The sequence below is a fragment of the Actinoplanes sp. NPDC021490 genome (assembly GCF_055562135.1).
In genome coordinates, this window is record NZ_JBVHFW010000012.1 from 23,542 (window position 1) to 48,515 (window position 24,974).

Annotated in this window: 26 protein-coding genes and 2 tRNA genes; 17 read left to right on the forward strand and 11 right to left on the reverse strand. The window is 69.8% G+C overall.

Going from position 1 to position 24,974, the window contains the following annotated elements:
* Positions 1-82 precede the first annotated feature (82 nt).
* Entirely contained in the window at positions 83-835 is a 753-nt protein-coding gene (locus ACZ3I4_RS28420) for a tyrosine-protein phosphatase (RefSeq protein WP_465385082.1), read from the reverse strand.
* Positions 836-1,087: 252 nt separating this feature from the next.
* Here ACZ3I4_RS28420 and cimA point away from each other — a divergent pair, with 252 nt between their 5' ends.
* The gene (gene cimA, locus ACZ3I4_RS28425) at positions 1,088-2,668 is read left to right on the forward strand and encodes a citramalate synthase (protein ID WP_465385083.1); all 1,581 of its coding nucleotides are present in this window, start codon (positions 1,088-1,090) and stop codon (positions 2,666-2,668) included.
* A complete protein-coding gene (locus ACZ3I4_RS28430; protein WP_465385084.1) occupies positions 2,665-3,048 on the forward strand; it encodes a RidA family protein in 384 nt (127 codons plus the stop codon). Before cimA ends, ACZ3I4_RS28430 begins: the two co-directional genes overlap by 4 nt.
* On the opposite strand, the gene thrS is transcribed toward ACZ3I4_RS28430, so the two are convergent.
* A complete protein-coding gene (gene thrS / locus ACZ3I4_RS28435) occupies positions 3,026-4,222 on the reverse strand; it encodes a threonine--tRNA ligase (protein ID WP_465385085.1) in 1,197 nt (398 codons plus the stop codon). The genes ACZ3I4_RS28430 and thrS overlap by 23 nt on opposite strands.
* 298 nt (positions 4,223-4,520) lie before the next feature.
* Between thrS and ACZ3I4_RS28440 the strand changes: the two genes are divergently transcribed.
* Together ACZ3I4_RS28440 and ACZ3I4_RS28445 are read left to right on the forward strand one after the other, a co-directional pair.
* The gene (locus ACZ3I4_RS28440; RefSeq protein ID WP_465385086.1) at positions 4,521-6,104 is read left to right on the forward strand and encodes a hypothetical protein; all 1,584 of its coding nucleotides are present in this window, start codon (positions 4,521-4,523) and stop codon (positions 6,102-6,104) included.
* 61 nt (positions 6,105-6,165) lie between these two features.
* On the forward strand, positions 6,166-7,662 hold the full coding sequence (locus tag ACZ3I4_RS28445) for a serine/threonine-protein kinase (RefSeq protein WP_465385087.1): 1,497 nt from the start codon (positions 6,166-6,168) through the stop codon (positions 7,660-7,662).
* On the opposite strand, the gene ACZ3I4_RS28450 is transcribed toward ACZ3I4_RS28445, so the two are convergent.
* Complete coding sequence (locus tag ACZ3I4_RS28450) at positions 7,621-8,400, reverse strand: hypothetical protein (protein ID WP_465385088.1); 780 nt, start codon at positions 8,398-8,400, stop codon at positions 7,621-7,623. The genes ACZ3I4_RS28445 and ACZ3I4_RS28450 overlap by 42 nt on opposite strands.
* Before the next feature lie 31 nt (positions 8,401-8,431).
* Positions 8,432-8,869 carry a DUF2690 domain-containing protein gene (locus tag ACZ3I4_RS28455; protein ID WP_465385089.1) on the reverse strand — a complete coding sequence of 146 codons (438 nt, stop codon included), beginning with the start codon at positions 8,867-8,869 and terminating at the stop codon, positions 8,432-8,434.
* A 138-nt stretch (positions 8,870-9,007) separates the two neighbouring features.
* Between ACZ3I4_RS28455 and ACZ3I4_RS28460 the strand changes: the two genes are divergently transcribed.
* Positions 9,008-9,907 carry a helix-turn-helix domain-containing protein gene (locus ACZ3I4_RS28460; RefSeq protein WP_465385090.1) on the forward strand — a complete coding sequence of 300 codons (900 nt, stop codon included), beginning with the start codon at positions 9,008-9,010 and terminating at the stop codon, positions 9,905-9,907.
* A 21-nt stretch (positions 9,908-9,928) separates the two neighbouring features.
* Here the strand turns inward: ACZ3I4_RS28460 and ACZ3I4_RS28465 are convergent, their stop codons facing one another.
* Both ACZ3I4_RS28465 and arfB read right to left on the reverse strand, forming a co-directional pair.
* Positions 9,929-10,636, reverse strand: a complete 708-nt coding sequence (locus ACZ3I4_RS28465; protein WP_465385091.1) for an alpha/beta fold hydrolase — start codon at positions 10,634-10,636, stop codon at positions 9,929-9,931.
* A complete protein-coding gene (gene arfB, locus ACZ3I4_RS28470; RefSeq protein WP_465385092.1) occupies positions 10,636-11,064 on the reverse strand; it encodes an alternative ribosome rescue aminoacyl-tRNA hydrolase ArfB in 429 nt (142 codons plus the stop codon). Before arfB ends, ACZ3I4_RS28465 begins: the two co-directional genes overlap by 1 nt.
* Positions 11,065-11,103: 39 nt before the next feature.
* Between arfB and ACZ3I4_RS28475 the strand changes: the two genes are divergently transcribed.
* The 4 genes from ACZ3I4_RS28475 (at position 11,104) to ACZ3I4_RS28490 (ending at position 15,942) form a co-directional block, all read left to right on the forward strand.
* Positions 11,104-12,420 (forward strand): M16 family metallopeptidase, encoded by a 1,317-nt coding sequence (locus tag ACZ3I4_RS28475; protein WP_465385093.1) that lies wholly within the window; start codon positions 11,104-11,106, stop codon positions 12,418-12,420.
* On the forward strand, positions 12,420-13,766 hold the full coding sequence (locus ACZ3I4_RS28480) for a M16 family metallopeptidase (protein ID WP_465385094.1): 1,347 nt from the start codon (positions 12,420-12,422) through the stop codon (positions 13,764-13,766). Before ACZ3I4_RS28475 ends, ACZ3I4_RS28480 begins: the two co-directional genes overlap by 1 nt.
* Positions 13,767-13,818: 52 nt before the next feature.
* Positions 13,819-14,829: an endonuclease/exonuclease/phosphatase family protein gene (locus ACZ3I4_RS28485; protein ID WP_465385095.1), complete on the forward strand. Its 1,011-nt coding sequence runs from the start codon at positions 13,819-13,821 to the stop codon at positions 14,827-14,829.
* Between the two features lie 102 nt (positions 14,830-14,931).
* Positions 14,932-15,942, forward strand: a complete 1,011-nt coding sequence (locus tag ACZ3I4_RS28490; protein ID WP_465385096.1) for an endonuclease/exonuclease/phosphatase family protein — start codon at positions 14,932-14,934, stop codon at positions 15,940-15,942.
* On the opposite strand, the gene ACZ3I4_RS28495 is transcribed toward ACZ3I4_RS28490, so the two are convergent.
* On the reverse strand, positions 15,939-16,538 hold the full coding sequence (locus ACZ3I4_RS28495) for a YdeI/OmpD-associated family protein (RefSeq protein WP_465385097.1): 600 nt from the start codon (positions 16,536-16,538) through the stop codon (positions 15,939-15,941). The genes ACZ3I4_RS28490 and ACZ3I4_RS28495 overlap by 4 nt on opposite strands.
* A gap of 43 nt (positions 16,539-16,581) precedes the next feature.
* A complete protein-coding gene (locus tag ACZ3I4_RS28500; RefSeq protein ID WP_465385098.1) occupies positions 16,582-17,523 on the reverse strand; it encodes a 3-methyladenine DNA glycosylase in 942 nt (313 codons plus the stop codon).
* Between the two features lie 172 nt (positions 17,524-17,695).
* Between ACZ3I4_RS28500 and ACZ3I4_RS28505 the strand changes: the two genes are divergently transcribed.
* The 4 genes from ACZ3I4_RS28505 to ACZ3I4_RS28520 are packed head-to-tail and all read left to right on the forward strand — an operon-like array spanning position 17,696 to position 20,576.
* On the forward strand, positions 17,696-18,631 hold the full coding sequence (locus tag ACZ3I4_RS28505) for an ABC transporter ATP-binding protein (protein WP_465385099.1): 936 nt from the start codon (positions 17,696-17,698) through the stop codon (positions 18,629-18,631).
* Positions 18,628-19,470: an ABC transporter permease gene (locus tag ACZ3I4_RS28510; RefSeq protein WP_465385100.1), complete on the forward strand. Its 843-nt coding sequence runs from the start codon at positions 18,628-18,630 to the stop codon at positions 19,468-19,470. Before ACZ3I4_RS28505 ends, ACZ3I4_RS28510 begins: the two co-directional genes overlap by 4 nt.
* A 10-nt stretch (positions 19,471-19,480) precedes the next feature.
* Positions 19,481-19,744 carry a helix-turn-helix transcriptional regulator gene (locus ACZ3I4_RS28515; protein WP_465385101.1) on the forward strand — a complete coding sequence of 88 codons (264 nt, stop codon included), beginning with the start codon at positions 19,481-19,483 and terminating at the stop codon, positions 19,742-19,744.
* 40 nt (positions 19,745-19,784) lie between these two features.
* On the forward strand, positions 19,785-20,576 hold the full coding sequence (locus ACZ3I4_RS28520; RefSeq protein ID WP_465385102.1) for a fumarylacetoacetate hydrolase family protein: 792 nt from the start codon (positions 19,785-19,787) through the stop codon (positions 20,574-20,576).
* Here the strand turns inward: ACZ3I4_RS28520 and ACZ3I4_RS28525 are convergent.
* Positions 20,547-21,299, reverse strand: coding sequence for a TetR/AcrR family transcriptional regulator (locus ACZ3I4_RS28525; protein ID WP_465385103.1), 753 nt, complete (start codon positions 21,297-21,299; stop codon positions 20,547-20,549). The genes ACZ3I4_RS28520 and ACZ3I4_RS28525 overlap by 30 nt on opposite strands.
* A gap of 21 nt (positions 21,300-21,320) precedes the next feature.
* Here ACZ3I4_RS28525 and ACZ3I4_RS28530 point away from each other — a divergent pair, with 21 nt between their 5' ends.
* The 4 genes from ACZ3I4_RS28530 (at position 21,321) to ACZ3I4_RS28545 (ending at position 23,366) form a co-directional block, all read left to right on the forward strand.
* Positions 21,321-22,109, forward strand: coding sequence for an SDR family oxidoreductase (locus ACZ3I4_RS28530; RefSeq protein WP_465385104.1), 789 nt, complete (start codon positions 21,321-21,323; stop codon positions 22,107-22,109).
* Positions 22,110-22,177: 68 nt separating this feature from the next.
* A tRNA-Gln gene (locus tag ACZ3I4_RS28535) sits at positions 22,178-22,249 on the forward strand.
* Positions 22,250-22,340: 91 nt separating this feature from the next.
* Positions 22,341-22,413: transfer RNA gene (locus ACZ3I4_RS28540), tRNA-Glu, on the forward strand.
* A 275-nt stretch (positions 22,414-22,688) separates the two neighbouring features.
* Positions 22,689-23,366, forward strand: coding sequence for an MBL fold metallo-hydrolase (locus ACZ3I4_RS28545; protein ID WP_465385105.1), 678 nt, complete (start codon positions 22,689-22,691; stop codon positions 23,364-23,366).
* Positions 23,367-23,388: 22 nt separating this feature from the next.
* On the opposite strand, the gene ACZ3I4_RS28550 is transcribed toward ACZ3I4_RS28545, so the two are convergent.
* Complete coding sequence (locus ACZ3I4_RS28550; RefSeq protein ID WP_465385106.1) at positions 23,389-24,135, reverse strand: MBL fold metallo-hydrolase; 747 nt, start codon at positions 24,133-24,135, stop codon at positions 23,389-23,391.
* On the reverse strand, positions 24,132-24,920 hold the full coding sequence (locus ACZ3I4_RS28555; protein WP_465385107.1) for an alpha/beta hydrolase: 789 nt from the start codon (positions 24,918-24,920) through the stop codon (positions 24,132-24,134). Before ACZ3I4_RS28555 ends, ACZ3I4_RS28550 begins: the two co-directional genes overlap by 4 nt.
* Positions 24,921-24,974: the final 54 nt, after the last annotated feature.

The window sequence follows — 24,974 nt, forward strand, 5'->3', positions numbered from 1 at the left end:
GGCCAGCTGCAACTCATCATTCTGTGGTCCGGGCCAGAGATTTGATCCAAGAACAAGTTGAATCCCGCGCGAGCGGGCCCGCTTACGCCGCGTTCGGTTCCAGGAGGTGGGCTCGCATGGCGGCCACCTCGCGGTCGGTCAGGCCGATCTCGGCCACGTAGTTCTCGACCGAGCCGTGCAGAGCCCGCAGATCGTCGAGGAACATCTGCATCGCGGCGGGCGGTGAATCCCACATGTGTTGCTTGCCGAGGACCGCGGACGGGTGTTTCTCGAGCAGGTGCGCCGTCAGCGGCTGCATGGCCTTCGTCGTCAAGGCGTAGTCGGCCGCGATGTCCTCGTCGGACACGCCCAGCAACGACAGGGACAGGGCGCAGACCGTGCCCGTACGGTCCTTGCCCGCCATGCAGTGCACGATCACCGGGGCCTGGGCCGGGTCGGCGATGATCTGCAGCGAGGCCAGGATCGCCTCGCGGCCGTCCTCGGCGAAGTTCAGGTAGCGGTCGGCCAGCCACCGCTCGTGCACCACGTCGTCCGGGTGGTCGATCGTCTCCCAGTCGACGTGGTTGAGCACCAGATTCTGGTACGCCAGCCCGTACCGCTCGGCCACCCGGCCGTACCTCTCGATCTCGAACGGCCGGCGCAGGTCGATCACCGTACGCACACCGAGCGCCTCGAACGCGGCGGTGTCGTCCTCGCCCAGGCGGTGCAGCGCGTCCGAGCGGAAGAGCCGCCGCCAGCGGACTTTGCGGCCGTCGAGGCCGCTGTAGCCGCCGACGTCGCGGAAGTTGTAGGTCGCCGAGAAGCCGAGGTTGCGGGAATACTGTTCGACAGCCACGAACCCAACTTAACCCGCCCGATCGAACGACGCTGTGACGCGGAAGTGTCCCCCGGGTGAGGGACCTTGTCCCAGTCCGTGGATTTCTTGTTCCACATCCCCGAGTGCGTGGCATGCTTCGGAACGTGACCCACTCCGTGCTGATTATTCGCACCTAGCGCGCCGGCTGACTTTTCGCCGACGCGCAGACCTCCCGCATCCGCGGGGGGTCTTTTTGTTGGGCCACCATCAAATCCTTGAAGGGAACGCGCCATGGAGTACCAGGTCTTCGACACGACGTTGCGCGACGGCGGGCAGCGTGAGGGGATCAGCTACTCGGTCGCCGACAAGCTGGCGGTCGCGAAGCTGCTGGACGAGTTCGGCGTGGGCTTCATCGAGGGTGGCTGGCCCGGCGCGATGCCCAAGGACACGGAGTTCTTCCAGCGCGCCCGCACCGAACTCCAGCTGCAGAACGCGGTTCTGGTGGCGTTCGGCGCGACCCGCAAGGCCAACACCGTGACGGAACAGGACCCGCAGGTCCAGGCCCTGCTCGACGCCGAGACCCCGGTCGTCTGCGTGGTCGCCAAGAGCGACATCCGGCACGTCGAGCGCGCGCTCCGCACCACCGGCGACGAGAACCTGGCCATGGTCCGCGACACCGTACGCCACCTGGTCGCGAACGGCCGCCGCGCGTTCGTGGACTGCGAGCACTTCTTCGACGGCTTCCGCTTCGACCCGGAATACACGGCGAGCGTCGTACGGACGGCGATCGACGCCGGAGCCGAGCGCGTCATCATGTGTGACACCAACGGCGGCATGCTGCCCTCGATGATCACCAAGGCCATCAACGAGGTCGTCGAGCGTACGGGCGTCTCGGCTGATCTTCTGGGCATCCACTGCCAGAACGACACCTCATGCGCCGTGGCCAACACGGTCGCCGCCGTCGAGGCCGGGGTCAAGCACTTCCAGTGCACCGCGAACGGATACGGCGAACGGCCCGGCAACGCGGACCTGTTCGCCACGGTCAGCAACATCCAGCTCAAGCTCGGGCTGCAGGTCCTACCGGACGGCTGCCTGGAGAAGGCGACGCGGGTCTCGTCCGCGCTCGCCGAGATCGCCAACATCGCCCCCGACACCCACCAGGCCTACGTCGGGGCCGCTGCCTTCGCTCACAAGGCGGGGTTGCACGCGAGCGCGATCAAGGTGGATCCGCTGCTCTACAACCACGTCGACCCGTCGGTTGTGGGCAACGACATGCGGATCCTGGTGACCGAGATGGCCGGCCGGGCCAGCATCGAGCTCAAGAGCCGCGAGCTCGGGATCGACCTGGCCGGCCATCCGGACACGCTCAGCACGGTCACGCGGCGGGTCAAGGATCTGGAGGCGGGCGGCTGGTCGTTCGAGGCCGCCGACGCGTCGTTCGAGCTGCTGGTGCGGAGCGAACTGCCGGGTGAGGGCTTCGGCCGCCCGTTCAACCTGGAGTCGTACCGGGTGCAGGTGGAGCACCGCGAGGACGGTTCGGTGGTCTCCGAGGCGACGGTCAAGGTTCGCGTACGGGGGGAGCGGGTCATCGCCACGGCCGAGGGCAACGGCCCGGTCAACGCGCTCGACGAGGCCCTTCGCGCCGCCCTGACCCAGTACTACCCGCAGCTCAAGAACTTCGAGCTGACCGACTTCAAGGTGCGCATCCTCGAAGGCAGCCACGGCACCAACGCGATCACCCGCGTGTTGCTGGAAACCGGCGACGGGGACCGCGACTGGACGACGGTCGGCGTGCACGAGAACATCGTCGAGGCGTCGTGGGTGGCACTGGTCGACGCGCTCACCTACGGGCTGGCCGAGTCGGCCGAGTGACGAGAATCTTCAGCGGTTCGACGTTCGAGGAACAGATCGGGTACGCCCGGGCCGTGGTCCACGGCGACACGGTCTACGTCTCGGGCACCACGGGTTTCGACTACTCCACGATGTCGATCCCCGAGGGCGTGGTCGAGCAGGCCGAGCAGTGCGTCCGCAACATCGAGGCCGCGTTGACCGAGGCCGGATGCGCACTGGCCGACGTCGTACGGGTGCGCTATCTGCTTCCCGATCGCGCCGACTTCGAGCCGTGCTGGCCCGTCCTGCGCCGTGCTTTCGGCGAGGTCCGCCCGGCCGCCACCATGATGGTGTGCGGCCTGGCGGACCCGCGCATGCGCATCGAGATCGAGGTCGACGCTAGGCTTTCGCCTCCTCGCTGAGCATTTCGATCGCGCGATCCACCGGCATCGCGGGCAACTGACGCCCGTCGCGATGCCGCAGGGCGACCAGGCCGTCCGGCGCCTCCCGCTTCCCGATGATTCCCGCGTACGGGATCCGGCTCCCGGCGGCCGACCGGATGCGCGCCCCGATCGAACCGTCGTACGCGATGGACGCCCGCAACCCGGCGGCGATCGCGGCCCGCATCAGCGCGTTCGCCGCCGGCGCTTCCTCGTCGGAGATCGGCAGCACGGCGAGTTGCACGGGCGAGTACCAGAGCGGAAAAGCCCCGTCGTGCACCTCGATCAGATGCGCGAAGAGCCGTTCCATCGACCCGGCCAGGCTGCGGTGCACCATGACCGGACGCGACCGGCCGCCGGACGCGTCGGCGTATTCGAGGCCGAACGCCTCCGGCTGGTGAGAGTCGACCTGAACGGTGGCCAGGCTCCACTCGCGGCCGGCCGAGTCGGCGACCTGCACGTCGATTTTCGGGCCGTAGAAGGCGGCCTCGCCCGGCACCGCCGCGTAGTCCACGCCCGCGGCGTCCAGGGCCTCGCGCAGCAGCCGCTCGGCCGAGGCCCAGCCGGCCTCGTCCCCGCCGTATTTCTTGCCCTCGCCGCGTAGCGAAAGCTGGAACGACGACGGTTCGATGCCGAGCGCCGCGTGCGCCTGCCGCATCAGCCGCAGCACGTCGGCCACCTCGGCGGCCGCCTGATCGGCGGCGCAGAAGATGTGCGCGTCGTTGAGCTGGATGGCCCGTACCCGGGCCAGCCCGCCGAGCACCCCGGAGCGTTCGGCCCGGTACATCGGTCCCAGCTCGGCGATGCGCAACGGCAGATCGCGATAGGAACGCCCGCGCGACTTGTAGATCAGCGCGTGGTGCGGGCACAGGCTGGGCCGCAGCACGAGTTCGTCCCCGCCCATGGCCATCGGCGGGAACATGTCCTCGGCGAAGTTGCGCCAGTGCCCCGATTTCTCGAAGAGCTGCCGCTTGCCGAGGGCGGGCGAATACACGTGCTGGTATCCGTTGCGGCGCTCCAGCTCATGCAGATAGGACTCGACCACGTGCCGGGCCGCGGCCCCGCCGGGCAGCCAGAACGGAAGTCCCGCGCCGATCAGCGGGTCGGAGTCGAAGAGGTCGAGCTCGCGCCCGAGTTTGCGGTGGTCGATGTGCATCGGATCTCTCCCTTGCTTGGGCGGGCGAGACTCCGGGCATGCGAAACGGCCCCGGGCATCTCGCCCGGGGCCGTGTCTGTCGCTGCGGATCAGGTCAGCGGAGAACCACGCCGGGACACCCCGGCGTCGTCGTCAGCAGCTGCCTGAAACTCATGCCCCGATGCTAGGCCCGCGGGCCCGGAGCGGGCATCCGATTAATGCTTCCGGGGCGCATTGAGGCTGCGTGGGCAAGGGGACGACACCGTACCGTCCTCTATGGCATGATCACGGCTCGCCTCCTCCTCGTGCAGGGATAGCCATGTTCTCTTTCGTCACGCGTGCCCGCCTGGGGCGCGGTCTGGCCCTCGCCGTGATACCCGCCTTGCTGCTGGGCATGGGCGGCGCCGCTGTGGCCGCCACCCACACCCTCACCGTCACCGTTCTGAACCGCAACGGCGTCAAGGTGAAGGCGGGCCTCCGGCTGGTCGACGTGGCGAGCAGCACCACCTACTCGGCGACCTCCGGCACGGCCAAGAAACTGCCCAAGGGCACGTACGCCGTCCTGACCTCGGTGACCACCGGCGACACGGTCACGTTGTCCGGTAAGGCGATCAAGGTGTCCGGCTCGGCCAAGCTGACGATCGACGCCCGTCAGGGCAAGGGGGTCGGACTCGCCCTGAAGCCCGCCCCCACCGGCCTCGACCGCTCCATCAGCATGCGCATCTGCACCCGGACCAGCGCGAGCGACCAGGTCGAGGTGACCGCTTCCGGCAGCACGAAGCTGTTCATCGTCCCGTTCGCCTCGAAATACCTCGGCTTCGCCGCGCTCGGCTCGTGGAGCGAGAGCCTCGGCGGCTCCACCAGTTATGCGGTGCTGCATCAGACCACCGGCGTGCCGGGTGGCCTCGGCCGCACCTTCAACCGCAGCCAGTTGGGCACGTTCCGGGTGGTGCAGAAGCGCGGCCCGTCCGGCTCCAGCAGCTCCGACCTGGCGATGCAACCGATCACCAGCGGCTGCGGCAACGACCTGTACGCCGGGCTCGGCGGCACCGACCGGCCGACCGCCACCAACGTGCTCGTCTCGCCGGGCACCTGGGACGTGCGGGTCAGCTCGTCGGCCGCCACGAAGTCCGGCGAGACCTGGAACATCGGCAGTTACTTCGCGCGGCGCACGATCACCGCCGGGAAGACGCACAACCTGAGTTTCTTCAACTCCGCCTGGGGCCCCAGCGCGCGGCTGCCGCTCACGGTCAACGGGCACCTCTGGTTCGAGCTCAACGAGATGTTCGCCGATCCGGGATATCCGCGTGACGGCTCGGTCGAGGGCGGCGACAAGGCCGTGGCGACCCTGACGTTCGGCGGGAAGAGGGTGGCCGGCAAGCAGGACAAGGGCTGGGAGCCGAACTCGACCTCCCTGGAATACACGGTCAAGAAGGCCGGCTGGTACACGCTCACCAACACCGCCACCCGCTACTACCCCGAGATCACTTTCCCGTCCGGGATGATGTCGACCACCAGCCGGGTGACGTACCGGTTCCAGGCCAAGCCGAAGGCCAGCGTGGTGGCCGGGGTCTATTCCGTGCACATGCTGCCGACCGGCCTCAGCCTGACCAACCGGGCCAAGGCGGGCAGCACCACCAAGGTCGCGCTGAGATTGCTCCGTATTGCCGACAACCCCGACGCCAAGCGCGGCACCGACCCGAAGCTGACCAAGATGACCGCCCAGATGTCCCCGGACAGCGGCCAGACGTGGCGCACCGTGCCGGTCCAGAAAATCAACGGCACCTGGTACGCGACGATCACCAACCCGAAGACCAGCGCGGTCGCCCTGAAGGCCCGCGCCACGGTCGCCGGCGGCGCTTACACCGAGGTCACCGTGTTCCGCGCGTACGGAATCGGCTGATCCTTCCGCCGCGGGACGAGCCCGGTAGCCTGACCGTCCACAGCAGAGGGTAGGTGGATCGGTGGGGGACGCGCGGCGGGTGGCGGGGATCGCGCCCGGATATCGGATCGGGACGTGGCGGGTCGTAGAGCCGCTGGACGACGGTAGCTGGAGCAGCGTCTACCTGGTCGCCGAGGAGACGCCGGACGGTGGGGGAGAGGGACGGCGGGCGGCGCTCAAGGTCGTGCCGACCGGGACGCTGACGCCGCGGCAATTGGCCGGTCTGGGCGACATGGTCGATCGGGAGCTGGCGGCTCATCGTGAGCTCCAGCATCCGAACCTGATCCGGATGCTGGACGTGCTGGTGGTCGACGACCCCGCGGCGCCCGAGCTCGACGGGGCCACGGCGATCGTGCTGGAACTGGCGGCCGGATCGGCCGCGCAGGCACTGGCGGAGGATGGCCTCCCGGACGCGGAGCGAGTGCTCACCGAAGTCTGCGCCGGGCTGGCCTATCTGCACGATCAGGGCTGGGTGCACGGCGATCTGAAACCGGCGAACGTCCTGCTGATGCCGGACGGTTCGGCGCGGCTGGCCGACTTCGGGCTGTCCACCGAGCTCGCCGGCACGCACGCCTATCTGCCACCGGCCGGTACCACCGACTACACGCCACCGGAGCGCTGGGCGGAAGGGCTTCAGGCCAAGGGCGTGGCCGTACGGCAGACCGCGGACATCTGGGCCCTCGGAGTGACAGCGTGCCAGCTGCTCACCGGACGGATGCCGTTCCCCGGCGTCAACGCGCGGGCCCGGTCCAGCGCCGCGGCCGCGTATGCGGAAGGCCGGGCCGAGCTCGCGCTGCCCGAGTCGCTGAGCCCGTTCTGGCGGGAATTCGTGACCGACTGCCTCGCCCCGCACCACGACAGCCGACGCGAACACACCGCGGATCGGCTCCTCGAACGTGTGCGTACAGGGAAAAGGGAAGCTCGGTCGAGGCGGCATGGCCTGATGGCGGTGGCGGCGCTCGCGGGGATTCTGATGGCCGCCGGGATTGCGGTTCCGGTGGTCAGGAGCCTTGACGACGGCGATCGGCAAGACGGCTACAGCAGGCACTTCCGGGTCGACGCCGATATCCCGCCGGAATACTACGATCTGATCGTCACGGCCGGCACCAGATGCCCGGACAACCCGGTCGTCACGCCGTTGCTGGTCGCGGCGATGCTCAAGGCCGAGACCGATTTCGATCCGGACTTCAGCGACCCGGCGAACGACGAGTACGGCATCGCCCGGTGGACACCGACCGTCCTTCAGTACTACATGCCGCCGGGGCAGCGCCGGACGCCACCGGCGCCCCCGTTCACGCCGGAGATGTCGATCCCGCCGGTCGGCGACTACCTGTGCAGGTATCAGTCGGCTCTGGAGGGTCTTCCGGGCGACCCGAGAGTCAACATCGCCGTGGCTTATCGCACGTCCGCCACGACGGTGCGGGAGGCGGGCGGGGTACCGCCGGGCCGGCCCGCGCTCGCGGCGTACGTCGACCGGTTACGGCAGGCGCTCGCCGCCTACGCCCCGCCCAGCGGCTGACATCGGCGGGAGCAGGGCCAGATGCTCCTCCCGTACGAGGTCGAACTGCAGGGCGACCGAGATCAGTGCCGCCCGCTGCCAGTCCGCCCGGCCCTCGGAGCTCTCGGCCGGCGCCTTGACCCGGAGCTTGGTGCGGGCCAGATAGTCGATGTGGAAGGCGACCGCGGACCGGGTCATGCCCTGGGTCGCGGGCAGTTCACCGAGCCGGCGCAGAATCTCCGGCACTGTGCGGATCACCGGTGACGTGCCATCGCGCAGCCGCGGTTCGCACAGCGCGACCAGGATCAGGAAATACTTGGCGGTCTCGTCGAGCGGGAAGGCCACCCGCGTCGCGTCCCCGGAATCCGCACGGAGGTCGTGCGGATCGGCGTAGTGGTGCCGCGGCGCATAGACGAACAGGGTGATCGGCCCGTCGGATCCCGGCAGCACGACGCGGGAGAACTCGAACGGCACCGGCATGTCGAGCCGGCGCGGGGCGACCTTGATGAACTCGCCGCCGCCTTCGGGATTCTCGACGACGTACGTGCTTCGCGCGCTGAGGTTGCTGATCAGCCAGTAGTCCTCGACGGCGGTGAGCACCCCGGCCATGCGGGAAACCCCGGCGCCGGCGAGGTCGATGTCGGCCTGTGCGCCCGGGCGGCCGCGCCCGAAACTCGCGCTCTGCCCGGGACCCAGCTCGGCGACGGTGCGCAGACTGTCGCCGAGCTGAACCACGATTCCCCGCCACGAACCTTGCATCCACCCATTCTGGGCGGCCCAGGCAAGATCGTCAGTACGCCCCGGTGCAGATCCACTTGACGTTGGTGCTCCAGTCCGGCTGCAGGCACACCTTGGTCGTGACGCCGTGGTCGTCCGCCATGGGCGTCCACTCGTTCGCGCCCTTGAAGTACTCGTACTGGACCGTGCTGGCGCCGTTGCGGTACAGCACCATGATGTCGTGGGTCTGACCACCGTAGAGCCGGCCCCAGACGGTCTCGCAGTTGTCGCTGTAGCGCAGCTGGAGCGTACGGCCGTAGTACGTCGCCGTGTAGATCGTCTCGCCGTCGTCGGCGCACGGACCGGCGGGCGGGTAGGCCGACGGGTCCTTCCAGTCGCAGCGCGCGTTGCAGTACCACTTGGCGGCGGATGCCTGACCAGGCGACACCACCACGGCGCCGAAAATCATCATGGGAACGGCGAACAGGGCCATCAGACGGCGTCTGAGCACAAGGACCTCTTTCATCGAAGGGCGTGAACGCCTTCGACTATCGGGCCGGCCCGGGATCGCGGATACCTCGAAGCTGACAGGGTGAACGACCGCAAGAACCGTCAAGCGGTGGTGCGGCCCGATTGGTACCGTCCGATCGTGTCGTCGCGAACCCGCGAGCTGCTTCAACTTCTCGCCGTCGTCAACTCCCGGCTCAGCGAGGACGTCTCGCTGCCGGCCCTGGCGCGGTGGGCGCACCGGTCGCGTTTCGATCTGCACCGCCGGCTCCGCCAGTTGACGGGTCAGACGCCGAAGGCATACACGACGCGGGTCCGGCTGGCTCGTGCCGCAGGCGAGCTGATAGCCGGCGACCGTCGCGTGTCGGCGATCGCGTTCGACCACGGGTTCGGCAGTCACGAGGTCTTCACCCGGACCTTCACCCGCCACCTCGGTCGGAGTCCGCGGAGCTACCGTGCCCGCGGGCTGCACGTGGCCGGCCGGCGCATCGCCGCCGTGCACGCCTCGACGGTGAGTTCGACCGCACCGTGCATCAGCCTCTACCGCATCAGCATCACCGAGAGGAAACCCGCTGTGCCCCTGGCCGTCTCGGTTCGTGACCTGCCCACCATCCACGCCCTCGTGATACGCCGCCGGATCACACGCGACGAGATCGCGACGGCACTCGGCGAGAGCCTGCCGAAGGTCTTCGAATACGCCCAGCGGCACGGGCTGGCTATCGCCGGGCCGCCGTTCGCCCGCTACCCGGAGGTGGCGATGGGGTCGCTCGTCATCGAAAGCGGCATAACCATCGCCGAGCCCCCGACCACGGCACTCCCCGATGACATCGAGGCGCTCGTCATCCCACCGGGGCGAGCGGCCGTGACCATCCACCGCGGACCCTACGACAGCCTGTCCGAGTCGTACCAGCAGATCGAGAAGTGGATGCGGGACCAGGGACTGTCCGCGGCCGGAGCCCCTTGGGAGACCTACTTGACCGATCCGGGAGAACACCCGGACCCGGCGACGTGGGAAACCGAAATCGTCCAGCCCGTTCGCTGACCACGCGCCATCTCCGGCGCCTTAGTTCCGGGCGTCCAGGAATTCCAGGATCAGGCGGGCTGTCTCGTCGGGGGCCTCCAGGTGCACGTCGTGGCCCACGCCGGGGACGACGACCCGGCGGGCGGCCATCCGGGTGACCTCGTCGGGTGGGATGGCGCCGTGCTCGCCGAGGATCTGGAGGACCGGGACGGTCAGGCTCTGCCACTCGGTCCAGCGGGCCTGCGACGCGACGCCGGCGATCGCCGCCTTCATCACATCGGGGTCGAAGCGGGGCCACAGGCCGTCGGGGCGGGCCTCCAGGTCGGCGATCCAAGCCTCGGTGATCGGGCGGTCGCCCAGGAATTCCCGCGCGGCGGCGGCGTCGGCGAACGGAAGCGGCCACGAGGCGAACCAGGCGCGCAGCCGTTCGGGATAGTCGTCGGTGGAGCCGCCCACGCCTCCTTCGATCATTACCAGACCCCGTACGCGGGAAGGGTCTGATGCGGCGGCCAGCATCGCGGTGTGCGCACCCATCGACTGGCCCACCAGGAAGGCCGGCTCGTCGAGCAGGGCCAGCACATCCGCCACATAGGCCTCCCGGGACACGTCGGCCGGGTGGCGTTCGTTGTGGCCGTGGCCGCGCTGATCGGGGACGACGACCCGGTGACCGGCCGAGGCCAGGCGGGCGGCCAGCGGGGCCATCTCGTTCGCACTGCCGGCCAGACCGTGCAGGACCACTATCAGCGACATCAGTCCGAGGAATCCGGGCGCCGGTTGCGTTTGGTCTCGCCGCGGCGCTTCTTGGCCGCGATGCGGCGTTCGACCGAGCCCTTGGAGGGACGGGTGGCCCGCCGGACCCGGGGCGGCGCCGAGATGGCCGAGGCCACCATCCCGGCCAGGCGCGCCGCGGCGGCCTCACGGTTGCGCAGCTGCGAGCGGTGTTCCGAGGCGGTGACGGTCAGCACGCCCTGCACCAGCCGGGGGCCGAGGCGTTCGGCGGCGCGCTCCTTGAGCATCGGCGGCAGCAGCGCCGATCCGGCCAGATCCCACGACAGCTCGACCCGCGAATCGGTCGTGTTCACACCCTGGCCACCGGGGCCGCTGGAGCGCGAGAACCGCCAGGCGAGCTCGGCCGCCGGAATCGTGAGCCGATCATTGACCCGGACGTCATCCACCACGCCGCCCAGCATGGCACGCGCACAAGGCACTATGAACAGGTGACGTCCCCAACTGCGCCGGCCGCCGTGACCGGCTATCCGTGGCCCATCGAATCCACGCGCCTCGACAACGGCCTGCGAGTCGTGGTCAGCGAGGACCGGACCGCCCCGGTGGTCTGCGTCAATCTCTGGTACGACGTAGGGTCGCGGCACGAACCCGCCGGCCAGACCGGCTTCGCCCACCTGTTCGAGCACCTCATGTTCGAGGGCTCGGAGCATGTGGCGAAGACCGAGCACATGCGCCTTGTGCAGGGCAACGGCGGCTCGTTGAACGCGACCACCAACCCCGACCGCACCAACTACTTCGAGACCATGCCGGCCGAGCACCTGGAGCTCGCGCTGTGGCTGGAAGCCGACCGGATGGGCGGCCTGGTGCCCGCGCTCACCCAGGAGACGCTGGACAACCAGCGCGAGGTCGTCAAGAACGAGCGCCGCCAGCGCTACGAGAACGTCCCGTACGGCGACGCCTGGCTGCGCCTGCTGGCCCTGCTCTATCCCGAGGGCCACCCCTACCACCACGCCACGATCGGCTCGATGGAAGACCTGAACGCGGCGAGCCTGGACACGTTCAAGGCGTTCCACCAGCAGTACTACGCGCCCAACAACGCCGTGCTCACGGTGGCCGGGGACGCGTCGCCGGCCGAGGTGTTCGCGCTCGCCGAGAAGTATTTCGGCGTGCTCGAACCGGTCTCGTCGATCCCGCCCGCCCCGCACAGCCACCTGTCCGGTCCGGCCACCGAGCCCCTACGCGAGACGGTGACTGCGGCCGTACCGGCGCCCCGCCTCTATGTGTCGCACCGCACTCACCCGTTCGGCACGGCCGGCTACGACGCCATTACCGTTCTGGCCGCGGTTCTGGGCAACGGCCGGGGCAGCCGGCTCTATCAGCGCCTGGCCGACGGGGCCCGGATCGCGCAGCCCGACTACATCGGGTCGTACGGGGTCGATCTGGCCCACGCCCCGGCCCCGCTGATCATCACCGCCACCGCCAAGGACGGCGTGCCGATCGAGACGCTGGAGGAGGGACTGACCGAGGTGATCGGCAGCCTGCTGACCGAGCCGGTGACCGAGGAGGAGCTGTCCCGGGCCAAGGCGCTGCTGACCACCTCGTGGTGGCGGCAGGTGTCCACGGTGGGCGGCCGGGCCGACACGCTGTCCCGCTACACCACGCAGTTCGGCGACCCGGGCGCCGCGGGCTACCGCCTGCCGCAATGGCTCGCGGTCACCGCCGACGACGTCACCGACGCCGCGAAGTACGCCCTCAAGCCCGAGTCCCGGGTCACCCTGACTTATCTGCCCGAGAACGGGGACAACTGATGACGCTGATCGCCACCCGGCCCGACCCCGGCCAGGCCCGGCCGTACACCTTCCCGGATCTGCAGCGGGTCACCGCCGGCGGGGGCCTTGTGATCGGCGCCCATCTGCCCGGTCAGGCGCTGGCCGCCGCGATCCTGCTGGCCGACGCGGGCGCCGCCCGGGAAACCGCCGGTCGCGAGGGCACGGCCACCGTGCTGGCCAAGTCGCTCGAGGAGGGCACCAGGACGCGCGATTCGGCGGCGTACGCCATCGCCCTGGAGAGCCTGGGCGCGGAGCTGTCACCGGCCGTCGACTGGGACACGTTCCGGGTCGGCGTCTCGGCGCCGGTCCCGCAGCTGCTCGACGCCGTGCGGCTGGCCGCCGAGGCGGTCCGCACGCCGCGGCTCGACCCGGCCGACGTCACCCGGGTCCGCGACGACGAGGTGACCGCGCTGCGCATGGACTGGGCCCAGCCGGGTCCGCGCGCCGACGCCGCCCTGCGGGCCGACCTGTTCGGCGCGGCCGAGCGGTTCGGCCGTCCGATGCACGGCGACCCGGCCTCGGTGGCCGCGGTGACCGTCGACGACGTGCTGGCCTTTCACCAGTCCTGGCTGCACCGCCCGTCGGTGCTGCTGGTCGCGGGCGACCTGAGCACGCTCGACCTGAAGGCGCTGGGCGAGGCCGCGTTCGGCGGGGTCGAGGGCAGCCCGCTGACGGCCGAGCCGCCGCTGGACGTGCCGGTGCGCGGCGAACGCCGGATCCTGCTGGTCGACCGGCCGGGCTCGGTGCAGTCGACGCTGCGGATCGGGCACCGCTCGCCGGAGCGGGCCACCCCCGACTTCGTGGCCATGACGCTGGCCGCCACGGTGCTGGGCGGCGCCTTCACGTCCCGCCTCAACCACCTGATCCGCGAGGTCAAGGGCTACACGTACGGGATCCGTGGCGCGTACGCGATGAGCCGGCGCTTCGGCCGTTTCGAGGTGGCCGCGGGCGTGCAGACCGCGGTGACCGTGCCCGCCATCATCGACACGATCGGCGAGATCGCCCGGACGCAGGAGACCGGCGTGACCGAGGAGGAGCTGGCCGTCGCCCGTTCGTGGCGGGCCGGGCAGCTGTCGGTCGAGATGCAGACGCCGGGCTCGATCGTCGGCGCGCTGAGCACGCTGGTCGTGCACGGCCTGCCCGACGACTACTACCCCACGCTGCGCTCGCAATATCTGCAAACGCCGCTCGAGGAGGTCAGCGCGGCCGCCGGCCGGCACCTGCACCCGCACGGCCTGACCCTGGTGGTCGAGGGTGACGCGGCGGTGATCCGGGACGAGCTGGTGGCGGCGAAGATCGGCGACGTGGTCGACGCGGAGATCTGAATCACGCGCCGTTTCAAGGGAACGGCAAGGTAGGACCGATAGCTTTGCCGCCATGACGATCACCACGACACCGTCCGAGGTCCGGCCGGGCCGGCGGGTGAGGCGCACCGCGCTGCTCATCCTGCTGGCCCTGCCGGCCCTGGCCTGGGCGGTGGTGCGGCTGTTCGGCTGGGAGCACGGGTTCCTCGTGCAGCTGATCGCGTTCACGCCGTACGCGGCGGTCTGGTCGCTCGTCCCGCTGGTGATCGCGCTGGTGACCCGGAAATGGGTCGCCGCGGCCGTGGCCGCCCTGGCCACGGTCCTGCTGGCGGCGGCCGTGCTGCCCCGGGCCGTCCCCGACACCGACAAGGGCCCGGCGACCGGCGTCCCGATGACCGTCATGACCGTCAACATGTACATCGGCGCGGCCGGCCCGGCGGCGGTGGTGCGGCTGGTGCGCGAGCACGACGTCGCCGTGCTGGCGGTGCAGGAGTTCACGCCCGAGTCGGCGGCCGGGCTGACCGCGGCCGGGCTCGACGAGCTGCTGCCGCATCACGCGCTGGCCGACGAGATCGGCACCACCGGCTCGGGTCTCTACTCCCGCTTCCCGATGACCGATCAGGGCTCGCGGCGCGGTGACGGCGGCGGGCTGCAGGACGGCAACCTTCAGGCGTACGCGACCATTCAGCCGCCCGGCACCGGTCCGGTCTTCCTCGAATCGGCGCACCCGCTGGCGCCGTACGCGCTGGCGGCCGAACAGGCGTGGCGCGCCGACCTGGAGTCGCTGTCCCGGGCCGATGCGGCCGGTCCGCCCAAGCTGATCCTGGGCGACTTCAACTCGACGCTCGACCACGCGCCGCTGCGCGAGACCATCTCGCACGGCTACCGCGACGCGGCCGCGGCCACCGGCAAGGGGCTGATCGGCACCTGGGGCCCGTACGCCGGGCTGCCGATCCCGCCGGTGACGCTCGACCACATTCTGGTCGACAAGCGGATCGGCGTACGGGACACGTCTGTGCACTCGGTCACGGGGAGCGATCACCGTGCTCTGGTCGCGACCATCACCCTGCCTGCCGCGTCATGAGTGACTGCACCGGAGTGAGCGGAGCGGTCGTAGGGCCAGGAAGGCATGACCCAGCAAGCTCAGTCATAGTTGGTCTGGCGTGGGGTAGCTAGCCTCGCCGCCATGACGATCACCAGCGCGCCGAGCGCCGGTCGTGAGGCCGGCCACCCTCGACGACGACGAAAGGCCGCGCTGACCGTGCTCTTCTGGCTGTTCATCCTCCCTTTCCTGATCTGGGCCGTGATCCGCCTCGGCGGCTGGGAACGGGGCCTGGCGGTCCAGTTGCTGGCCTTCACGCCCTATGTCGCGGCCGCCGCCTGGGCACCGGCGATCCTGGCCCTCGCCACCCGCCGCTGGACCGTGGCCGCGGTGGCCGTCATCGTGGCGATCGCGCTGGCCTCGGCCGTGCTGCCGCGGGCGGTGCCGAGCCGCGACAAGGGCCCGAAGCTGGGCCTGCAGGTCAACGTCATGACCTCGAACATGCTCTTCGGAAAGGCCGACGCGACCGCGATCGTCAAGCTGGTCACCGACCACGACGTCGCCGTGCTGGCCGTGCAGGAGTTCACCACCGAGGGCAAGGAGGCGCTGGCCGCGGCCGGGCTCGGGTCGCTGCTGCCGTATTCGTCGCTGGCCGACAAGCCGGGGGCCGAGGGCTCGGGGTTGTATTCGCGCTACCCGATCACGTCGGCCGGCGCCGGGGAGAACGGCGGGGGCTTCATGCAGGCGTACGGGACCGTGCAGATGCCCGAGGCCGGGCCGGTCCTGATCGAATCGGCTCACCCGCTGGCCCCGTACGCGGGCTCGGTCCTCGGACAGTGGCGCAAGGACCTGCTGGCCGAGCCGCGCGCCGACCGCAGCGCGACCCCGGTGGTCCTGCTCGGCGACTTCAACGCGACCCTCGACCACGCCCCGCTGCGCGAGCTGATCGCGAGCGGCTACCGTGACGCCGCCGACACCACCGGCAAGGGGCTGATCGGCACCTGGGGACCGTACGACGGCAGCCCGATCCCGCCCGTCACGATCGACCATGTGCTGGTGGACGAGCGGATCGGCGTCCGGGAAACCAGCGTGCACGCCATCCCCGGCAGCGACCACCGCGCGATCATCGCCGGGCTCACCGTCCCGGCGGCCTAGTCCGAGGGCTTGGCCTTCTGCGGGTAGATCGTTTCGTGGCGGGCCAGCATGGCGACGAACTCGACGATCTTCCGCTCGCGGGTCTCCGCCCGTTTGACGGCATTGAGCCGATAGACGAGAGCGAACAGGTTGGTCTTGGTGAGCACGTCGAACATGGCCTGGGCGGCCGGAACGGCGGCGACGGCGGCGAGGAGGTCGGCCGGCGCCTCGACCTCCGACGGCGGGGCGTAGGCCGTGGCCCATCGCCCGTCCGCTTTGGCGGCGTCCACCGCGGCGCGGCCCGCGGGCAGCATCCGGCCCTCGGTCTCCAGCCGGGCCACGTGCACGGTGTTGCGTTGTGACCAGGAGCTGCGGGGCCGGCGCGGGGTGAACCGGATCCACGAGGTCTCGTGATCGCGTTTGCGGGCCTGCCCGTCGATCCAGCCGAAGCACAGGGCCTCGTCGACCGCCTGCTGCCAGGTCAGCGTGGTGACCTGCCCGCCCTTCTTGGTCAGGGCCAGCCAGACACCGGGCGACGTGGCGTGGTTGGCCGACAGCCACGCGCGCAGCGCCCCGGCGTCCGCGACGATCAACTCATCCAGCTCGGCACCCGCCATGACGGCAGGCTAACCGACGCCGCCGGGCCGCGCCCGCCCGTGTTCAGCGGTGGTTGAAGGGGGCCACGGCCTCGCGGTTGCGGGCCGCGCTCTCGGAGCCCATCAGTTCCTCGCAGACCCGGATCAGGCGGGCCCGCAGGGCGGCGGCGCGGCGGGCGAACTCGCGCTGGCGGGCCACGTACTCGGCCTTGCCCTCGGGGGTTTCGATCTTGACCGGGGGGTGGCCGTAGGAGCTCAGGTCGTACGGGCTGGCCTGCATGTCGAGCAGGCGGATGTCGGCGGCCAGCGCGAAACAGTCGAGGGCCAGCGCGCCGGGCACGGCGGCGCCCAGCTTGGTCGCCCACTTGTGCACGTCCATCGCGGCGTGCAGGCAGCCGGGCTGGTCGAGGTCGACCTGGGTGGCCCGGGTCGGCTGGAGCCGGTTGAGCCCCACGGCCTCGGGCGTGAAGAAGCGGAACGCGTCGTAGTGGGTGCAGCGGATCGGGTGCTGCTCGACGACCCGGTCGGTCTCGGCCAGCCCGAGGCGCAGCGGCAGCGCGTGCCGGTGCTCGGGGTCGCGATAGACCATGGCCCACTCGTGCAGCCCGAAGCAGCCCGAGAAGACCGGGCGGGACGCCGTGGCGGTGAGCAGGCCGTGGATGTAGCGCACGCTTTCGCCGCGGGCGTGCATGTAGGCATCCTGGTCGAGCGTGACCACGCCGTCGGGAAAGGTCATGTAGAACTTCCACGACGCCTGCTCGGCCAGCCCGTCGGGCGCGGGCGCGAGGCCGGCCCCGACACCGGGATGCCAGCGGCGCAGCACCGACGGGCGGGTGCCGTAGTAGTCGTACAGGAAATCCTCGATGGCATGCTTCTCACCGGTGGCCCGGCGAGCCCGGTGACCGGCGGTCATCTCGTCGGCCCGCTCGGCGTGGGCCCGGGCGAGGGGAATCCAGGTCACCGAGGGCAGCGTCGTGGTGAGCGCCCTCACCTGCTTGATCCCCATCGCATCAGCGTATCCAGCCGAGGCGATCAACACGATCACCGTTAGGCGCGAATGCGTCATGCGTCGCGCTCAAAAATGGCATATGCGGCCAAAACCTACCATCGATTGGCACATGCCGAACGACTGCTCGTAGATGTAGTACACCTACTACATTGTTGATAGTGTGCTGGACATGGGAGGAACGACTTTGACGGGGGCCCTCGAGGCCGGTCCGCAGGTGCCGGTCGACGAGCGGGTTATCGACGTCCGTGACCTGCGGATGCGATACGGGGCGAAGGATGTCCTGCACGGTGTGAGCTTCGCCGCTCGGCGTGGCGAGGTGCTCGCGCTGCTCGGGCCCAACGGCGCGGGCAAGACGACGACGATCGAGATCCTCGAGGGCTTCCGCATGCGGTCCGCGGGCGAGGTGACCGTGCTCGGCGCCGACCCGGCCCGGGTCGGCGAGGCGTGGCGGGCCCGCGTCGGCGTGGTCTTGCAATCCTGGCGCGACCACGGCAAATGGCAGGTTCGCGAGCTGCTGGGCCACCTCGGTGACTACTACCGGCGCTATTCGTCCGACCAGCGGCCGCGACCCTGGCCGGTCGACGACCTGCTCGACGTGGTGGGCCTGGCCGAGTCGGCCCGCACCCGCATTCAGCGGCTCTCCGGCGGCCAGCGTCGCCGGCTCGACGTGGCGATCGGCATCGTCGGCCGGCCCGAGCTGCTCTTTCTCGACGAGCCCACGGTCGGTTTCGACCCGTCGGCCCGGCGCGAGTTCCACGATCTGGTGCACCGGCTGACCGATGTGGACGACACCACGATCCTGCTCACCACCCACGACCTCGACGAGGCCGAAAAGCTCGCCGACCGCATCCTGATCCTGTCCGGCGGACGCATCATCGCCGACGGCTCGGCCGACGAGTTGTCCCGGCGGGTGACGGGCGAGAGCGAGGTCCGCTGGACCCGCGACGGCCAGCGCTTCGTCCATGCGGCGGCCAACCCCGTTCCCTTCGTACGGGAACTGCTCGTGCAATACGGCGACGCCGTCGAAGACCTGGAAGTGCGGCGCAACAGCCTCGAAGACACCTACATGCGGCTGGTCCACGACTCGGAGGGAAGCACGCGATGATCGAGACGCTGAGGGTCGGCGCCGCCCGCGGGCTGATCGAGGCCCGGCAGACGCTGACCAACGCGCAGGACCTCTGGGGTTACTTCTTCCCGTCGGTCGGGCTGCTCATCACGGTGTTCTTCACCAACAACGCCAAGGTCCCGGGCACCAGCTTCTCGCTCGGCGCGGCCACACTGCCCAGCTCGCTGGGCATGCTGCTGGCGTTCGGCGGCCTGCTGACCATCGCCCAGATCCTGGTCGTCGAGCGCGAGGACGGCACCCTGCTGCGGGCCAAGGCCACGCCCAACGGCATGAACGGCTACCTGATCGGCAAGGTCATCGCGGTCGGCGGCATGACGTTGTTCTCGGTCCTGACCGTGCTGATCCCCGGGCTGTTCCTGGTCGACGGTCTGAGCGTCGACCTCGGCGGCGCCCTGACCCTCGTCTGGCTGCTCCCGCTGGCCGTCGTGGCCACCATGCCGATCGGCGCGGCCATCGGCTCGTCGTTCGAGAACCCGCGCTACCTCGGCCTTGTGATGATGCCGGTGTTCGGGCTGGTCGCGATCTCCGGCATCTTCTATCCGATCACCGGCATGCCGGGCTGGCTGCAGGCGGTCGCGCAGATCTTCCCGATCTACTGGCTAGGGTTGGGCATGCGGTCGGTGTTCCTGCCCGACGCCCTGGCCTCGGTCGAGCTGGGCGACTCGTGGCGTCATTTCGAGACGTTCGGGGTGCTGGCCGGCTGGGCGGTGCTCGGCCTGCTGGTGGCGCCGGTGCTGATGCGGCGGATGGCCCGGCGCGAGTCGGGTTCCGCGGTGGCGGCCCGGCGGGAGCGGGCGCTGACCACGGTCGGCCGGTAAGAGAGAGCCAATGGGCAGCAGCGAAGTCACTTACAACCGCATCGCGATGCTCCGGGCCGAGCGCGGGGTGTCGCGGCGGCAACTGGCCGACGCGCTGGGCGTGCACTACCAGACGGTCGGCTATCTGGAGCGCGGCGAGTTCAGCCCCAGCCTCCACCTCGCGCTGCGCATCTCGCGCTACTTCGAGGTGCCGGTCGAGATCATCTTCTCGCTCGATCCGTTCCCGCGGCTGGGCACGACCGCGAACGGAATGCAGGGCGAGCGCTCGGCGTAGATTTCCCTGGAAGAGCCGCAAGCCGTAGAGGGGATCAACCGTGCGATTCGCCCGTTTTGTTCATGCCGGAGGAGTGTCGTTCGGCGTCGTCGAGGGTGACGCGTCGGGCCTGACCATCGCCGAGATCAGCTCGCTGCCGTTCGAGGAGGTCCGGTTCACCGGTCAGCGGTGGGCCCTGGCCGACGTACGCCTGCTCGCCCCGATCTTCTCCAGCAAGGTGATCGGGGTCGGCCGCAACTACGCCGACCACGCCGCCGAGTTCGGCAACGAGGTGCCCAAGGAACCGCTGATCTTCATCAAGCCGTCGACCTCGGTGATCGGGCCCAACGACGCGATCCGGCTGCCCCCGCAGTCGCAGCGGGTCGAGGAGGAGGGCGAGCTCGCCGTCGTCATTGGCGCGACCGGCGCCCGCCGCGTCGACCGGGCCGGCGCCGAGAAGGCGATCTTCGGGTACACCATCGGCAACGACGTCACCGCTCGCGACCTGCAGCGCAGCGACCCGCAGTGGACGCGGGCCAAGGGCTTCGACTCGTTCTGCCCGATCGGCCCGTGGATCGTCACCGGCCTTGACGTCAGCGACCTCGAGATCCGGGCCGAGGTCGGCCGCAACCCCGAGGCATTGGAGACGGTGCAGCTGGGCCGCACCAAGGACATGGTGTTCGACGTGCCGACCCTGGTGTCGTACGTGTCGCACGTCATGACGCTGCTGCCGGGCGACATCATCCTGACCGGCACGCCCGCCGGGGTCAGCCAGATCACGCCGGGCGACACGGTGTCGATCAGCATCCAGGGCATCGGCGAGCTAAGGAACCCGGTCGTCTCCCTGGACTGACCGCTCGATTCCGTCCAGCAGCAGGCCCAGGCCGTACTCGTACGCGTCCTGGGCCTGTTCGTCGCTGCCCCGGTCGAAGGCGCCGGCGTTCCAGATCGAGGTCATCGTGGGGTGGCTCGCGACGTCGAACCAGCTCTCCCACATCTCGCCGCGCTGCTGCCACCACTCGTCCGTGCTCAGCCCGGTGGTGCGGCGCAGCAGCACGCCCTCGGCCTCGTGCCGGGCGGCCGAAGTGACCCACGAGGTGATCGCCGTGGCGGCCCGGCTCAGGCGGGCGATCGGCAACTCCAGCGTGGCCACCGCGGCCAGCATGAACTCGGTCTCGGCGAGCATGCCCGGACCGACCGGCGGCCGCACCCGGGACACCTCGGCCAGCCACGGATGCGCCCGATACATCGCGAAGGTGCGCTCGGCGTAGAACAGCACCCGCTCCCGGAAGGCGCCCCCGGCGCTCAGGCCGCGCGCCCACAACACCTCGTCCACCATCAGGTCGACCAGCTCCGGCCGCGACGGCACATAGGTGTAGAGGCTCATCGTGGCCACCGACAACTCGGCCGCCACCCGGGCCATCGAGGCCGCCTCGAGCCCCTCGGCGTCGGCGATGCGAACCGCGGCGGACACCACGGCGTCGACGGTGAGGCGCGGCGGGCGGCCCACCGCCTTACGGGCCGGAACGTGCCGCCGCCAGAGCAGCGGAAGGATCCGGGCGCTGAAATCCGACATGATTCCGTATACCCTACGGGAATGAAAATTCTGGTCACGGGGGCCACCGGAAACATCGGCCGGATGGTGGTCGACGAGCTCCTGGCCCTCGGCGCCGACGACGTACGCGCCCTGACGGTCGACCCGGCCCGGGCGGCGCTCCCACCCACCGTCGAAGTCGTCCGGGGCTTCCTGGGCCGGCCCGCGACCGTCCCGCTGGACGGCGTCGACGTGATGTACCTGGCGCCGCACATCCCCACGGTCCACGAGGTGTGCCGGCTGGCCGCCGCGGCCGGAGTGCGGCGCATCGTCGACCTGGCCGGCGCCAAAGGCGACCACTGGCAAGAAGTCGAAGACGGCGTCGAAGCGTCCGGAGTGCCGTACACCCACCTCGAACCGGGCGAATTCATGGCCAACGCCACCCTCTGGGCCGACCAGATCCGCGCCGGCGACGAAGTGCGCGACGGCTACGCCGACTCGGCCAACGCCCAAGAAGACATCGCCGCCGTGGCCGCCCGGGTGATCATCGACGACGGTCACGCGGGCCGATCCTACGAACTCACTGGACCCCAGTCCCTGACCCGGCGCGAAAAGGTCGAAGCCATCGGCCGGGCCCTCGGTCGTGAACTGCGCTACATCGAACTCCCGCACGACGAGGCGGTCGAACAACTGCGACCGGTCATGGGCGAATACGCCGAGTGGTACCTGCAAGGCGCTGCCCTGCTCGCCCAGCACCCTCAGGCGGCGCTGCCGACCGTCGCCGAACTGCTGGGCCGACCAGCGAAAACGTACGAACAGTGGGCCCGCGAGCACGCCCGCCTGTTCCAATGAAGGAACCCGATTTGGTCGGCCTCGGAGCGTCAGGTAGAGTTTTCTCTCGGCACGGGAAACCGGGCCATTGGGGTATGGGGTAATTGGCAGCCCGGCTGATTCTGGTTCAGCTAGTCTAGGTTCGAGTCCTGGTACCCCAGCGCTACCACTCCCAGGGGGGAGGCGGCGCTGGACTTCTGATAGAGTTCGGCCCGTCGCCAACGCGGAAGCGGAAGCAACAAAGCAAGTCCTGGCCCCGTCGTCTAGCGGCCTAGGACGCCGCCCTCTCAAGGCGGTAGCGAGGGTTCGAATCCCTTCGGGGCTACATTCGGGGTGAGCCTGTCTGCAGAAAGCGCAGACGGGCTCATTTCGCATTCTGCCTGGGGGCCGAGCCCCCAGACCCCGCGGTGCGGTGGTTGCGGTGGGGGAGTCGGTGCGGGGTGGGTGGGGCTTGGGGGCTTTGCCCCTTGCCCCCAACTGCCGCACTGCGTCTGCTGCGCCTCGCGGCATGACGTGCGCTGCGCGCCGTCAGTTTGTCTGGCACTCCGGGGCGTGTGCTGTGGGTGACTGGCGGGGCTGTTTGGGCGGTAGCTTGGGGTTGTGACTGGGATATCAGTTCGGCGGGTTAACTTCGGGTATTTTGTTCGGCCTGCTGAGGAGACCGGCACCGGGAAGCCGCGGGTTGAGCCGACTCTGGGGTACCTCGTTGAGCATCCGGCGGTGGGGCTGATTTTGGTTGATACCGGCATGGGGGGTAACTCCGAAGTGGACGCCTGGTATCAGCCGGTTCGCATCGGCCTGCCTAGCGCCTTGAGGGGCGCTGGGGCTGATCTTGACGACGTTCGCATGGTTGTCAACTGTCACCTGCACTTTGATCACTGCGGGGGTAATCCGGGGCTGGCGGGGCGGCCGGTTTTTGCTCAGAAGGCGGAGCTGGCCCTGGCCCGGGCCGCCGAGAGCCACACTCTGATTGAGTTGGTGGATTACCCGGGCGCAGTCTTTGAGGAGCTGGATGGCGAGGCTGAGATAGCGCCCGACGTCTTTGTCGTGCCTACTCCCGGGCACACCGCGGGGCACCAGTCCTTGGTGGTTCGCCGTAGTGACGGCACAGTCATCGTGGCGGGGCAATCGCACGACAACGCGAGCCTCTTCACCGGCGACGTTCTGGCTCACCAAGCCGGCCTGGAAAGCGCCCCAGCCTGGCTGCCCCGCCTGTTGGCTCTGGATCCCAAGCAGATCTTCTTTGCCCACGACAACGCCGTGTGGACGCCGTCCTGAGTTGGTCGCGGGGTGCGACGGCTCAGGTCAAGGTGGTTCGGGATCCTGGGGTTAGCCAGGTCAAGGTGTTGGGTGGGAAGGCGGCGGTGATTTGGGGGCGGCCCTCGTGGAAGTGGGACCAGCCCTCGTAGTGGACGGGGATGATGTGGCGGGGGCGTACGTGGTCGCACAGGGCGGCGGCGTCGCGGCCGGTCATGGTGAAACGGGCGGGGCCGGTCAGGCCGAACTGGACCTTGCCCAGGTGCAGGATTGCGGTGTTGACGGTGAAGCGGTCGGCGACCTCTAGGACGCCGGGGAAGAGCACCGTGTCGCCGGAGATCCAGGTGACCGCGGAGGCGCCGGGGGTTCGCAGGGCGAAACCCGTTGTGGGGCCGACGATTGGGGTGCTCCATGATGGACCGTGGCGGGACGGGGTGGCGGTGATCTCTACGTCGCCGATCGTTGCGGTCTGCCAGGGGGCCAAGCCCGTCGCGCCCAGTCGCCGGGCGGCCGCGGGGGTGGTCAGCACGACGGGGACCGAGGGCAGGAGCGCGCGGCCGGCGTCGTCCAGGTTGTCGGCGTGCTGGTCGTGAGTGAGCAGGATGCCGTCGAGGGGGCCCAGCGAGGACGCCGGCAGGGCCGGGCCGGTGGTCTTGCGCGACGACGTGCCCCAGCCGAACGCGTAGCGCCGGCCGGGGGCGTCGAACGTCGGATCCACCAGCAGCCGCACGCCGCCCAGTTCGAGCAGCGTGGTCGGGCCGCCGATGTGGGTGATCGCGAGTTCGGTCATCGGGCGTGCGCGAGCGCCCAGTCGAGGACCTCGTCGGCGATCTGCTCCCAGCCCTTCTGCGCGGGCAGCAGGTGGGCGTACCCCTCGTACTCCCGCCGTTCGGTCACGGTCTTCGACTTGTAGTGCTTGCAGTTCGACTCCTGGATCGCCGGCGGCATGATGTGATCCTCGGAGCCCGAAACGAACAGCAGCGGCGCCCGGTTGTCGTTCTCGTAGTCGACCCAGGTGTCCTGGTGGCCTGGCTGGAAATTGGCCAGCACCCCGCCCCAGAGGATGGCGCCGCTGGCCGGAATCGCGTAGCGCTCGTACAACGCGCGGGCCTCGTCGTCGGGGAACGTGTTGGTGAAGGCGTACTTCCACTCCTCGAAGCTGAGCGGGATCGCCTTGTGCCGGTTGGCCGGGCTCTTGAGCACCGGGAAGGTCGACTTCAACTGCGACAGCGGCACCACCCGTACGCCCTCGGTCGGCGCCGAGTTGAGGGCGACACCGGCCGCGCCGAACCCGTGATCGAGCAGGATCTGGGTGAACGCGCCGCCGGCCGAGTGCCCGATGATGATCGGCGGCTCGGGCAGCGCCCGGATCGCCTCCTCGTAGTGGCTGATGATCTGCGGCACGGTCACGTTCACAACCGGCGTGGGATCGGCGTTGAGCGACTCCACCTCGACCTCGAAACCGGGATAGCCGGGCGCGATCACCTGGTGGCCCTTGGCCTCGAAGTGCGCGATCCAGTTCTCCCAGCTGCGCGGGGTCACCCAGAAACCGTGGACCAGAACGATGGGCTTCATCCGTCGAACTCCTTCAGGAGGGCCATCTCGGCGGTTCGCACGTCGGCCATGCCG